This is a genomic window from Niveispirillum cyanobacteriorum (genome assembly GCF_002868735.1).
GTDB classification, from domain to species: domain Bacteria; phylum Pseudomonadota; class Alphaproteobacteria; order Azospirillales; family Azospirillaceae; genus Niveispirillum; species Niveispirillum cyanobacteriorum.
The window spans coordinates 252,030-264,800 of the sequence record NZ_CP025613.1; the positions used below are offsets into that span (position 1 = coordinate 252,030).

Consider the following 12,771-nt stretch of genomic DNA (forward strand, 5'->3'; position numbering starts at 1 on the left):
CATTGGGCGGGGTGCCCCGATGGGACGGTTCACCGTTTCGCGCTGGCGCTTCGGAAGGAGTGCGCGGGTGAACCGGTTCGATGCCAAGCCCTTACTGGGCTTACACAGGGCCAGATTATCGACATGAAATGACACCTGTGCCCTCACCGGGCGCGGGCGTGATGGTATGCGCATGCCCTCCGAATTCGTCGACAAGAACGAAACGGAGTTATGAAGTGAGCCGAGTATCCTATTTCCGCGCCGCCCTTCTGGGTGCCGCGGCCAGCCTGACCGCATCCGCCGCCCTGGCGGAGCCGACACAGGTTGCCGAGATCATTGTGTCTGCCAACAAGGTGCCCACCGCACAGGAACGCGTGGGCAGCAGCGTTAGCATTATCGACAGCGCCGAGATTGAGCGTCGCCAGCAGGTGCAGGCGCTGGACCTGCTGAAGCGCGTGCCGGGCGTATCCATCTCCCGCAATGGCGGTCTGGGCAGCACCTCCACCGTGCGTCTGCGCGGGTCAGAAAGCGGCATGGTCAAGGTGCTGATTGACGGGGTCGAGGTGAACGACGCGTCGGGCGCCAATAACGAGTTCGACTTTAACAGCCTGATGACCGGCGATATTGAGAAGATCGAGGTCCTGAAAGGCCCGCAGAGCGCGCTTTACGGCAATGACGCCATGGGTGGCGTCATCAATGTCATCACCAAGCGCGGCGAAGGCGAGACCAAGATCCGCGGCACCCTGGAGGCCGGTGCCTATGGCACCTTCCGGCAGCAGGCTGGCCTGACGGGTGGTACTGAACAGGTTGATTATGCCCTGTCGGCAGCCAACCTGCACACTGACGGTTTCTCCCGCACCTTCGCTGGCAATGAGAAGGACGGCACCGATGCACGGTCGGTCAGTGGCCGCCTTGGCGTCAAAGCGTCGGACATTCTGCGTTTCGACCTGAATGCTGGCTGGTCTTGGCTGGACACCGAATTCGATCCGTTCGGCGGCGACGGTCCGTCTTCCCAGGAAAAGGAGACGTGGCAGGTCCGGGGTGCCGGCACGCTGAGCCTGCTGGACGGCGCATTTGAGAATGTGCTGGCCGCCAGCTATGCCAGCACCGATCGCGACTTTGACGAGCCTACGGGCTTCTACCGCTTCTCCACCTTCGACAGCCGTCGCAAGGCCCTGGATTATCAGGGTAACCTGCGCTTACGCGACGCCGATGTTGCCACCATCGGCCTGTCGGTCGATGAGGAGAAGGCCGAGACCACCAATACGACCAGCAGCAGCACGACCACCGGCCTGGATGACAGCGTCACCACCAAGTCGGCTTTCGTGCAGTATCAGGCGGCGGTGACGTCCGACCTGACCCTGACATTGGGCGGGCGCGTGGACGATCATGAGCAGTTTGGGACCGAGGGTACCTGGCGCGCAACCGGCGCTTATCAGGTGCCGGCGACCGGGACTGTCCTGCGTGCCAGCTATGGCACCGCCAACAAGGCACCGACGCTGTACCAACTGTACGATCCGTTCTATGGCAACAAGAACCTGTCGGCGGAGGATGGCAAGGGGGCCGATATCGGTTTCGATCAGAAGCTGCTGGATGGCCGCGTCGGTTTCGGGGCCAGCCTGTTCCGCAACACCTATACGAACATGATCGGCTTCTCCAACGGCTATATCAACGTAGCCCGCGCCCGGACCAAGGGCGTGGAATTGACGTTTGAGGCGACGCCGGTGGAATCGGTCCTGATCCAGGCGAACTACACTTACCTGGACGCCAAGGACACCCGCACGGGTCGTGACCTGCCGCGCCGTCCGCAGGATACGATCAACGCGTCGGTTGACTGGACCGTGGTGGACGGGATCGATGTCGGTGCCGCCCTGCGCTATGTCGGCAAGCAGCGCGACACCGCCTCGGCCACCTCGCCCATTCTGGACAGCTATACCACTGTCGATTTCACCGCACGCTGGGCGGTGCTGGACAATGTCAGCCTGTTCGGCCGGGTGGAGAACCTGTTCGATGAGGACTACCAAGAGGTTCGTACCTACAGTGCGCCGGGCCGGTCGGCCTTTGGCGGCGTGACGGTGAGCTTCTGATGCGGGCCGGCGTCCCCCTTCTGGTGGCGGCATTCATGGCGCTTCCCGTGGGGGCGGCGCCGGCGACACGCGTCGTTTCTCTATCGCTCTGTGCCGATCAGTTCCTGCTGGCGCTGGACGCGCAGACGCAAATTGCCGGGCTGACCCGGCTGGCGGGGGACACGCACCTGTCGCCTTATGCCGACCAGGCCGCCGGCATGCCCATCCATGATGGAACGGCGGAAAGCGTTTTGGTGCTGAAGCCCGATCTGGTCATTGCCGGCGGCTATGCCCGCGCACAGACGGTGGGCATGCTGGAACGGCTGGGCGTCCCGGTGCTGCGGCTGAAAACGCCGCAGACCCTGGCCGATATTCCGCCGCAGATCGAACAGGTGGCCGAAGCCCTGGGCCGGGGCGGGCAGGGCCGTGCCCTGGCCGACCGGCTGCGGGTCAAGCTGTCGGCACCCGGCGAAGGCTCCCGCCCGACCGCCGCGCTTTACCGTCCGGGTGGTGAGGTGCCGGGATCGCGCGGCATCGTCAATGATATGATGAGGGCCGCAGGACTGGAGAATATCGGCGGGAAACTGTCGGGCCGGCCCAATGGCCGCGTGGCGGTGGAAACGTTGCTGCTGAACCCGCCGGACCTGCTGGTGCTGGACAGCGTGCGGCCCGACCGGCCTGGCGTGGGCCAGTCGGTGATGGACCATCCCGCCCTGACGGCGGCACGCGGGGAAATGGCCGTCGCAGCCTTTCCCATCGCCTGGTGGCTCTGCGCCTCGCCGGCCTCAATCGAGGGGGTGGAACGGCTGGCAGAGGTAGCGGGAAGGGCATTGGGAACGCATGAAGAAGCCGCCTATCAGCCTGCCGCCATCCCCAAGCCGTTACCTGTCGGGGAAGGATCAATCCGATGACCGCCTCTACACACGACACCCTCACCGATAGCCGGGGACACAGGGCGGTAGCAGCGAGCCACTCTGGCGTCCCGCTTCTCCTGCTTCTGATCCTGTTCCCGATCCTGTTAACCGCCAGTTTTCTGATCGGTCCGGCGGACGTGCCGGCGGGTGACCTGCTGTCGGGCCTGTTCAGCGGGCAGGCCAGTCCCGCCGCCCTGATCGCGTTTGAAATTCGCCTGCCACGTGCCCTCCTGGGAGCGCTGGTTGGGGCAGGGCTGGGCATGGCGGGGGCGGCCCTTCAGGGCTATTTGCGCAACCCGCTGGCCGAGCCGTCGCTGATCGGGGCGTCTTCCTCTGCGTCTCTGGGGGCGGTCCTGGCCATCTATTTCGGGCTGTCGGCGACCGCACCTTTGGCCCTGCCCGTGGCGGGGATGCTGGGGGCTGCACTCGCTATGCTGCTGATCCAGGGGCTGGCGGGGCGGGATGCCTCGGTCCTGATGCTGATCTTGGCGGGCCTGGCGGTGCAGACGCTGGCGGGGTCGCTGACCTCACTGGCCCTTAACCTTGCCCCCAATCCGCATGCGGCGTTGGAGATCGCGTTCTGGCTGCTGGGCAGTCTGACCGACCGGACGAACGACCATCTGCTGGTGGCGGCCCCCTTCATCATCGCAGGGATTCTGGTGCTGTGCGGGTCGGGCCGGGCGCTTGATGCGCTGGGCCTGGGCGAACGCACGGCGGGCAGCATGGGCGTGGACCTGCGCGCTTTGCGCTGGCGCATCATTATCGGCACCGTCCTGTCGGTGGGGGCAGCGGTGGCGGTGACGGGCAGTATCGGTTTTGTCGGTTTGGTGGTGCCTCATCTGCTGCGCCGCGTAACGGGGAACCAGCCGTCACGGCTGCTCTGGCCGTCGGCCCTGGCCGGCGCGTGCCTGCTGCTGGCCGCTGACATCCTGGTGCGGCTCTTGCCCACCAATGACGAATTGAAACTGGGCGTGGTCACGGGTCTGATCGGTGCGCCCTTCTTCTTTCACCTGCTGCTGAAAACCAGGGAGCGGATGCGATGAGCCTGCTGTCAGCCCGCAATATCCGTTTTGCACGGGGTGGCCTGCCCATCCTGGATGGTGTGGACCTGTCGGTCGGGGCCGGCGAGTGCGTCGGCCTGATCGGGCCGAACGGGGCCGGCAAATCGACCCTGCTGTCGGTGATGGCGGGCCTGTTGAAGGCGGATGGCGCTGTCGCCCTGGATGACAGGCCGCTGGAGCAGTGGCCGCGGGCCGAGAGGGCAAAGCGCATCGGCTTTCTGGAACAAGGGGCGAGTTGCCACTGGCCCCTGACGGTGGAGCGGGTGGTGACCCTGGGCCGGCTGCCGCATGCCAGCCCCTGGGGTGGGGAGGCAGAGGCCGACCGCGCCGCCATTGCCCGCGCCATGCAACAGTGCGACGTCACACACTTCGCCGAGCGGAGTGTGACAAGCCTGTCGGGGGGCGAGCGGGCGCGGGTCATGCTGGCCCGTGCGCTGGCCGGTGATCCTGCCGTGCTGCTGGCGGATGAACCGGCGGCGGGTCTGGACCCGTACCATCAATTGCAGGTGATGGAACTGCTGGCCGGGCTGGCATCGGACGGGATGGCCGTGGTCGTCGTGCTGCACGACCTGACCCTGGCGCTGAGGCACTGCACCCGTCTGTGCCTGCTGGATGATGCCGGCAAGGTGGCGGCGGATACCTCACCTGCCGACCTGTTGGATAGCGGTGCCTTGGGCCGGGTCTACGGCATTGAACTGGTACGTGGCGGGCATGAGGGCGCACCTTTTGCCCTGCCCTGGCGCCGCCTGCCGGTGGAGACGCGGGCATGACCACTGGCATTACTTTGATCCTGGGTGGTGCGCGGTCGGGCAAAAGCCGGATGGCCGAACAACTGGTCACCGCACTGCCCGGCCCCTGGGTCTATATCGCCACTGCCCAAGCCTTCGACGCAGAGATGCAGGACCGTATCCGCCAGCATCAGGGGGGACGGGCCGAAGGCTGGGTCACCGTGGAGGAACCGCTGGATCTGGTGGCAGCATTGACCCGAGCCAATGCCACGGCTCGGCCAGTCCTGGTCGACTGCCTGACCCTGTGGTTGACCAATGTCATGCTGGCCGGGCGGGAGGTGGAGGCGGAGGCGGCAAAGCTGATCGACCTACTGCCCGGCCTGACCATGCCGGTCGTACTTGTCGGGAATGAGGTGGGGCTGGGCATCGTACCCGACAACCGCCTTTCCCGCCTGTTCCGCGACCATGCGGGCCGTCTGCATCAGGATATCGCGCGCATCGCCGACAAGGTGCTGTTCATGGCGGCTGGTCTGCCGATGCAGTTAAAGTAAGGAGCTTAAGATGGACGCCGTTGTTACGCCAGAAGAGGCCGAGCGCCACAAGGCCAAGATGCAGAAGCGCAAGGCCCTGATGGATCGCCGGGTCGGCGAACGTCAGCATGAAAAGGGCCTGCTGATGGTCCATACTGGTCCCGGCAAAGGCAAGTCCACGGCGGCGCTGGGCCTGATGATGCGTGCCGCGGGCCACGGGTTCCGTGTCGGCTTCATCCAGTTCATCAAGGGCACCTGGGCCACGGGCGAACAGGTGGCGCTGGAACGGTTCGATGACCTGATCGACCATCATGTGATGGGGGAGGGCTTTACCTGGGAAACCCAGGACAAGGAACGCGATATCCTGGCCGCCGGTCGTGCCTGGGATCAGGCACGGACCATGATGGTCGATCAGCGTTACCGGCTGATCGTGCTGGACGAGATGAATATCGCCCTACGCTATGGCTATCTGGATATTGATGAGGTGGTGGCGACCCTGGTGTCGCGCCGTCCCGACCTGCATGTCCTGGTCACAGGGCGCAATGCCAACCCGTTGCTGACGGATGCCGCCGATCTGGTGACGGAGTTCCAGTCCGTGAAGCATCCGTTCAATGCCGGGATCAAGGCCCAGGCCGGTATCGAATTCTGATGGCGACGCGGCCCCGCGCCCTGATGATCCAGGGGACCGGATCGGATGTCGGCAAGTCGCTGCTGGTGGCAGCACTGGTCCGCGCCTTTGCCAACCGGGGGCTGTCGGTACGGCCCTTCAAGCCGCAGAACATGTCCAACAATGCCGCCGTCACGGCGGACGGGGGGGAGATCGGGCGGGCGCAGGCATTGCAGGCGCGTGCCGCCCGTGTCGCGCCCTCGGTCCATATGAACCCGGTCCTGCTGAAACCGCAGAGCGATACGGGTGCACAGGTGGTGGTGCAAGGCCGTATGCTGGGCACCGCCGAGGCATCGGAATATCAGCAGCGCAAAGGCACGCTGCTGACCGCCGTGCTGGACAGTTTCGGCCGGCTGGGAGAGGGGGCTGACCTGATCCTGGTGGAAGGGGCCGGCAGCCCGGCGGAAACCAACCTGCGGGCCCGCGACATCGCCAATATGGGTTTCGCGCTGGCCGCCGATGTGCCCGTCATCCTGGCTGGCGATATCGACCGGGGTGGGGTGATCGCCAGCATCGTGGGCACGCATACGGTGCTGGACCATGCCGACCGCGCCGCCATCAAGGGCTTCATCATCAACAAGTTCCGGGGCGATGTCCTGCTGTTTGATGATGGCCTGATCGAGATCATGCGCCGTACCGACTGGCCCAGTTTCGGCGTCCTGCCCTTCCTGTCTGCCGCCGCGCGGTTGCCGGCGGAGGATGCGGTGGTGTTGGACCATTGGCGCGCGGGGGCGGGCCGGGCGCTGCGTATCGCTGTGCCAATGCTGTCGCGCATCGCCAATTTCGATGATTTTGACCCGCTACGCCTGGAACCATCGGTATCGGTGACCATGGTGCCGCCGGGCCGTCCCCTGCCGCTCGATGCCGACCTGATCATCCTGCCGGGCAGCAAAGCCACCATCGCCGATCTGGCCTTTTTCCGCGCCAATGGCTGGGACGTGGATCTGCACGCCCATATCAGGCGCGGCGGGCGCGTGCTTGGCATCTGTGGCGGCTATCAGATGTTGGGCCGCACCATCGCCGATCCTGGCGGGATCGAGGGGCCGGCGGGGACCCAAGTGCAGGGTCTGGGCTGGCTGGAGGTTGACACGGTCCTGACGGGGATCAAGGTTCTGAAGCCCGTCACCGGTAACGGTGCGGCGGGGGAGGGGACGTTTGCCGGCTATGAGATGCATGTCGGCGTGACGACGGGGCGGGGCCGTGACCGACCCGTGCTGCGCATCGACGGGGTGGGGGCGGAGGGGGCGGTATCGCCCGATGGCCGCATCGCCGGGTGTTATGTGCATGGCCTGTTTTCCAGCGATGCTTTCCGCGCTGGATTCCTGTCCGGGTTCGGCGTGGCGTCGGGCCTGTCCTATCAGACGGCGGTCGATGCAGCATTGGATGAATGTGCGGCGGCGGTGGAGCGGCACCTGGATTTGGACGGGCTGCTGGCCGTCGCGGGGTAAGGGGGGGTAACTTTGGTTTCCCTCATCTCGCCATCCCGGCGAAAGCCGGGACCCAGGAGTCAAGGGGTAAACCTCGACAACGCTTTGGTTGGCTCGGGGGAGAGGTCGTGCTTCTGGCGCCTGGGTCCCGGCTTCCGCCGGGATGACGGTGGAGAGGGGTTATATCCGCTAAACCAAGGCCCAGAACGCCGCCAGCAGCCACAGCAGCGCCAACGCGCCGCGATACAGCCGAAGCCCCGCTGCGATATCCGCCGCTGTCGCCTCGTCCCTTCCATCGCCCATCCAGTGATCGTCCACCACATGCCCGGCATAGCGGCGGGGACCGGCCAACCGCAGGCCAAGGGCGCCGGCCATTGCGGCCTCCGGCCAGCCGGCGTTGGGGCTGCGATGGTGGCAAGCATCGCGCCACACAGCACGCAGCGCCGTCCACGCGCGGCGGCCCGAAGCCAGGGCCAGCAACAGGGCGGTGAGGCGGGAGGCCGGCAGGTTCACCAGATCATCCAGGCGGGCAGCGGCCCATCCGAAGGCCTCATGCCGGGGCGTGCGGTGGCCAATCATACTGTCGGCGGTGTTGATGGCCTTATAGGCCAGGATGCCGGGCAGACCACCGACGGCCAGCCAGAAGGCGGGCGCCGTCGCCCCGTCGGAGAAATTCTCCGCAAGACTTTCGATGGCGGCCCGTGCCACCCCCGCCTCATCCAGGCTTTCCGGGTCGCGGCCCACAATATGGGCCACAGCGGCACGACCACCTGCCAAGCCGCCTTCATTCAGCCCGACCGAAACCGCGTTGACGAACTGGTACAGACTGCGTTGAGCCAGCAGTGTCGATGCAAGCAGCCCCAGCGGCAGCCACCCAAGGGGCAGGGACAGCAGCCAGACCTGCAGCCCGGCCCCAATCGCGACCGCGCCACCCACCAGGATGATCACCGTCACTACGCCGCCCAGCCGCCGCAGCCAGCCCTGCCCCCGGTTCAGCGTGCTGTCCAGGGCGGCAATCAGGGTCCCGATCCAGACAACCGGGTGACGGATGATGTGGAAAACGGCATCCGGATAGCCCAGCAGAGCTTCCAAGACCAGCGCACAGATCAATAGGGGTGGGAAAATCTCCATGATGGAACAAGGTGATAGCATGGATGGTGGGTTCGCGCAGCCCCATGGCGGCGACCTGGGCGTAATGTCTGCCCTGTTCCCCGATGCGCCACGGCCCTGGATCGATCTGTCGACGGGCATCAACCCCTGGCCCTACCCACTACCTCTATTGGAGCCGGCACTGTGGACCCGCCTGCCATCGGCGGCGGATGTGGTGGCTTTGAAGCAGGCTGCCATGGCGGCCTATGGCGTGACCGATCCGGACGCGATCCTGGCCGCACCAGGATCGCAGGTGCTGATTAGCGGCTTACCCTTCCTGCGACCGGCGGGGGCGGATGTGACGATTGTCGGCCCCACTTATGGCGAACATGCGCCGGCCTGGGTGCGGGCAGGGCATCGGGTACGGATGATCGCCGATCTGCCGGACTTGGGCGGACCGCTGCCCGACGTGCTACTGCTGGTCAATCCCAACAATCCCGACGGGCGCACCCACGATCCGGCCCGGCTGCGGCCCCTTCTGTCGGAAATCGCGCGGCGTGGGGGATGGATGCTGGTGGACGAGGCGTTCTGTGACCTGATGCCCGATTTGTCGCTGGCTCCGCTCGCGGGGCAACCGGGTCTGTTGATCCTGCGCTCCTTCGGCAAGTTTTTCGGATTGGCGGGTCTGCGCTTGGGCTTTTTGATGGCCCCGCCGGATATGGTTCGTGCCATGTCGGCCCGGCTGGGACCTTGGGCCGTCGCGGGGCCGGCGCTGGCCGTCGGGGCGGCGGCCCTATCCGATGCGGGTTGGCAGGCGGATACCCGGCGCCGGCTGGCGGACGCCATGGGTAGGTCGTTGAGTCTATATCGAAAGGCCGGTATGGAGATCCTGGGACACACGGACCTCTATGCCTTGCTCCGTGAACCGGAAGGGCGCGGTCTGTTTATTGGAATGGGTCGTGCGGGGCTGCTGATCCGGGCATTTCCCGACCGCCCTGGCTTATTCCGGCTGGGCCTTCCCCCCGATTCTGTTGCATTCGATCGGGTGGCCTCTGTCCTAACCATCTGAAAATGCATATGCCTGACTGATTTTTATGCAGATTCGGGGATGGTTTGACATGTTTCGGTACAAATCATAGACTGTTAATCACTCGTTAAGCACGGGGTGCGGGTGGTGCTTTACAGAATTGGCACCATCCCTATCATTCGAAATGGTCTAGTCCGTTAGGACTAGGGCGTGAGCGTTTTGCCGTGTGTGAGGGAACAGCCGATGGCGGTAGCGGAACTGACGGCCCAGGATACCAGCCTGACGGCCATGCGCCTGATGGCGTCGGGCCGCATGCGCGACGCGCGGGAGATGTTGGAAGCCGCTCTGCGTCGCTTTCCTGGTGACATTTCGCTTTGGCTGAACCTGGCCGTGTCGCACCGCGCCGGTGGTGATCTGACAAGTACCCTGGCGACGCTGGACAGTGCGCTGCGCGTTGATCCGCGTAATTTCCTGGCCCTGCTGATGCGGGCCAGTGTCTTGGAGGCGCAGGGGCAGCAGCGCCAGGCGGCACAGGCCTATGGCGTCGCCCTGACCCAGTATTCCCCGCACGGTCATTATGATGAGCCGACCCGCCGTGCCGTGGCCCGCGCGCAGCAGATCCATGAGGCGTATCTACGTGAGTTGGAAGGCAGCCTGCGCGGCTCCGTCGCTGAACTGTCCAGCCCGCGCGGACCGGCGGAGACACGGCGTATCGACCAGATGATCGATCATCTGGTGGGCCGGCGGAAGGTCTATACCCAGAAGCCCACGCATTTCCATTTGCCGGGCCTGCCCTCCATCGAATTTTTTGAGCGTGAGGAATTCCCCTGGCTGCAACGGCTGGAAGGGGCGACGCGCGATATTCAGCGGGAACTGGCGGGCCTGCTGGCTGATCCGGATCAGTCCGGGTCCGTACCGTATGTGCAATATCCCGACTGGGCGCCGCTTGATCAGTGGAAACCACTGAACCATTCCCCGCGGTGGAGCGCCTTCCATCTGCTGGAAAAGGGGCTGCCGGTGCCGGCCAATGCCGACCGCTGCCCCGTTACCATGTCGGTACTGGCCGATATGCCGCAGCCACGCGTGCCGCAGCGGTCGCCCGTTGCCATGTTCTCCCTGCTGAAGCCGCGCACCCGCATTCCGCCGCACCATGGCGTGGCCAACACCCGGCTGGTGGTGCATCTGCCGCTGGTGGTACCTGACAACTGCGGCTTTCGTGTCGGGAATGAAACGCGGGAATGGAAGGTCGGGCAGGCCTGGGTGTTCGATGACACGATCGAACACGAAGCCTGGAACGACAGTGACGAGTTGCGCGTTGTCCTGATCTTCGACATCTGGCACCCCTATCTGACCGAGGTGGAGCGGGAAGCCTATGCCCGCATCATGACCAGTATGGACGCAGTGACGGGGACGGTGGCCGACGGGGGCATCTGAGGGGCATAGAAGTCGGTTCTGACGCTACGCTTGCCCCTTTCCGCCGGGCCGCTGCGATCTATCTCGCCCGCCCATGCAGATGATCAATTTTCCCCCGACGCGCGCCGCCGGCCTGGACCGGCTGTCCCGTTTCACCCCCCGCATGGGCCGTACCTATGCCGCTGGTCGCAACAGCGACCCTGGTCCCGGCAAGCGCCATGCCGTATCCGAACTGTCGCCGTATGTCCGGCACCGGCTAGTGACCGAACAAGAGCTGTTGCAGGCGGCCATCGCCGCGCATGGGGTGGAGGCAGCGGAGAAGTTTGTCGCAGAGGTGTTCTGGCGTACCTATTGGAAGGGCTGGCTGGAAATGCGGTCCGGCATCTATGACCGCTATGCCCTGGGGCTGAACGCGGCCATGAATGCCATGGCGCATGACCGGTCGCTGGCGCGCCGGGTGGAGCGGGCCTGCGAAGGCCGATCGGGTATTGAGGGTTTTGACGACTGGGCGGTCGAACTGGTGGAGACCGGTTATCTGCATAACCATGCCCGCATGTGGTTCGCCAGCATCTGGATTTTCACGCTGCGCCTGCCCTGGGAACTGGGGGCCGATTTCTTCTTCCGCCACCTGCTGGATGGGGACCCGGCCAGTAACACCCTGTCCTGGCGCTGGGTGGCGGGCCTGCATACCAAGGGCAAAACCTATCTGGCCCGCCGCGACAATATCCGCGACCACACCTATGGCCGGTTCAATCCCGAGGGGTTGAGCGGGGTTGCGGTGGCGCTGGAGGAACCAGCCCCACCGGCTGCCACCCCCATCGCGCCCGTGCCAACGCCCGACCGGCGGGCGGCTACGGGCCTGCTGCTGCATGGCGATGATGTGGCGGGGGTGGGGTTGGGAATCGGCGTCGATATCAGCGCCGTGGCGGGCCTGATTATTGATGATGGCCGGTCGGCCATGGTGCAGGACTGGACCGCGGCGGCGCTGGGCGATGGTGTGACGGAGATGGGGCGGCGTCTGGGCCTGTCTGGTTCATGCCTTGGCATGGGTGATGTTTTGGCCTGGGCCCGTGCCCATGGCCTGACGCAGGTGCTGGTACCGGAGGCGCCCGTGGGGCCGGTGCGGACCGCGCTGGGTCGCCTGTCGGTGGAACTGGGCGGGGCGGGGGTAAAGCTGCTGCCCCTGCGCAGACCCTATGACGCGCTGTGCTGGCCCTATGCCGGCAAGGGCTTCTTCGCCTTCAAGGAAAAGATCCCAACGCTTCTGACACAGGTGATTTAGGCTGGATCGCGGCACGCATCTCCCATTATATGATCTTCGATATCGATAAATGGGAGGATATGATGTGGCGCATGATGGGTCGTTACCTGCTGGCCGGGGTCTTGCTCCTGGGTGTGTCGGCCTGTGTTACGGGTGGACAGAAACCAGCAATGCCGGCGTCGGTCTGGCGGCCGGCCTGGGCGCTGGCCCTGCTGCCCCCCGGTGATGCCCCCACCTATGATCGGCAGACGGTGCGCCAGACCCTGGTGCTCGATGCCGATGGACAAGCCGTACGCCTTCGTTTCACGAATGAACTGGGGGTGCAGAAGTTGAGCTTTGGCCCTGTCGGTTTGCCCCCCTAGACGCCAGTGGCGAGGTTATGGTGCAAGCAGTTGCCGTGACCTTTGGGGGTAATGCGCAGGCCAGCCTGGCCATTGGCGCCCCGCTGTTGAGCGATCCGGTGTCCATGCCCGTCCTGATAGGCCAGCGCTTGGCACTGTTGATTCATTATCGTGGAGCGACAATCGCGGCGAGCCACCGCCCGGAGGTGGAAATCGCGCCCCCACATCCACTGATGCTATAACAACCCGTCCACCCCAGCTGTGGCAG

Annotated in this window: 12 protein-coding genes; 11 read left to right on the forward strand and 1 reads right to left on the reverse strand. The window is 65.2% G+C overall.

All coding sequences use genetic code 11. The features are described 5' to 3' along the window. Positions 1 to 215 precede the first annotated feature (215 nt). The 7 genes from C0V82_RS22110 to C0V82_RS22140 are packed head-to-tail and all read left to right on the forward strand — an operon-like array spanning position 216 to position 7,393. Positions 216 to 2,066, forward strand: coding sequence for a TonB-dependent receptor plug domain-containing protein (locus C0V82_RS22110; RefSeq protein WP_158660145.1), 1,851 nt, complete (start codon positions 216 to 218; stop codon positions 2,064 to 2,066). Beyond that, entirely contained in the window at positions 2,066 to 2,956 is an 891-nt protein-coding gene (locus tag C0V82_RS22115) for an ABC transporter substrate-binding protein (protein ID WP_102114624.1), read from the forward strand. Before C0V82_RS22110 ends, C0V82_RS22115 begins: the two co-directional genes overlap by 1 nt. Continuing rightward, positions 2,953 to 4,002 (forward strand): FecCD family ABC transporter permease, encoded by a 1,050-nt coding sequence (locus C0V82_RS22120; RefSeq protein ID WP_102114625.1) that lies wholly within the window; start codon positions 2,953 to 2,955, stop codon positions 4,000 to 4,002. Before C0V82_RS22115 ends, C0V82_RS22120 begins: the two co-directional genes overlap by 4 nt. Further along, positions 3,999 to 4,790, forward strand: a complete 792-nt coding sequence (locus tag C0V82_RS22125; RefSeq protein WP_102114626.1) for an ABC transporter ATP-binding protein — start codon at positions 3,999 to 4,001, stop codon at positions 4,788 to 4,790. The genes C0V82_RS22120 and C0V82_RS22125 overlap by 4 nt, the downstream gene beginning before the upstream one ends. Then, on the forward strand, positions 4,787 to 5,299 hold the full coding sequence (cobU, locus tag C0V82_RS22130) for a bifunctional adenosylcobinamide kinase/adenosylcobinamide-phosphate guanylyltransferase (RefSeq protein ID WP_102114627.1): 513 nt from the start codon (positions 4,787 to 4,789) through the stop codon (positions 5,297 to 5,299). Before C0V82_RS22125 ends, cobU begins: the two co-directional genes overlap by 4 nt. 10 nt (positions 5,300 to 5,309) lie before the next feature. Then, positions 5,310 to 5,927 (forward strand): cob(I)yrinic acid a,c-diamide adenosyltransferase, encoded by a 618-nt coding sequence (cobO, locus tag C0V82_RS22135; protein WP_102114628.1) that lies wholly within the window; start codon positions 5,310 to 5,312, stop codon positions 5,925 to 5,927. Next, on the forward strand, positions 5,927 to 7,393 hold the full coding sequence (locus tag C0V82_RS22140) for a cobyric acid synthase (RefSeq protein WP_188595180.1): 1,467 nt from the start codon (positions 5,927 to 5,929) through the stop codon (positions 7,391 to 7,393). Before cobO ends, C0V82_RS22140 begins: the two co-directional genes overlap by 1 nt. Before the next feature lie 168 nt (positions 7,394 to 7,561). Here C0V82_RS22140 and cbiB read toward each other — a convergent pair whose 3' ends face one another. Then, a complete protein-coding gene (gene cbiB / locus C0V82_RS22145; protein WP_102114630.1) occupies positions 7,562 to 8,503 on the reverse strand; it encodes an adenosylcobinamide-phosphate synthase CbiB in 942 nt (313 codons plus the stop codon). On the opposite strand from cbiB, the gene cobD reads away from it, so the two are divergent. From cobD to C0V82_RS22165, 4 genes are all read left to right on the forward strand, one after another. Next, complete coding sequence (gene cobD, locus C0V82_RS22150) at positions 8,502 to 9,530, forward strand: threonine-phosphate decarboxylase CobD (protein WP_245924306.1); 1,029 nt, start codon at positions 8,502 to 8,504, stop codon at positions 9,528 to 9,530. The genes cbiB and cobD overlap by 2 nt on opposite strands. A gap of 201 nt (positions 9,531 to 9,731) precedes the next feature. Next, positions 9,732 to 10,922 (forward strand): aspartyl/asparaginyl beta-hydroxylase domain-containing protein, encoded by a 1,191-nt coding sequence (locus C0V82_RS22155; RefSeq protein WP_102114631.1) that lies wholly within the window; start codon positions 9,732 to 9,734, stop codon positions 10,920 to 10,922. 73 nt (positions 10,923 to 10,995) lie between these two features. Further along, on the forward strand, positions 10,996 to 12,183 hold the full coding sequence (locus tag C0V82_RS22160) for an FAD-binding domain-containing protein (protein ID WP_245924307.1): 1,188 nt from the start codon (positions 10,996 to 10,998) through the stop codon (positions 12,181 to 12,183). Between the two features lie 71 nt (positions 12,184 to 12,254). After that, on the forward strand, positions 12,255 to 12,524 hold the full coding sequence (locus C0V82_RS22165) for a hypothetical protein (RefSeq protein WP_158660146.1): 270 nt from the start codon (positions 12,255 to 12,257) through the stop codon (positions 12,522 to 12,524). Positions 12,525 to 12,771: the final 247 nt, after the last annotated feature.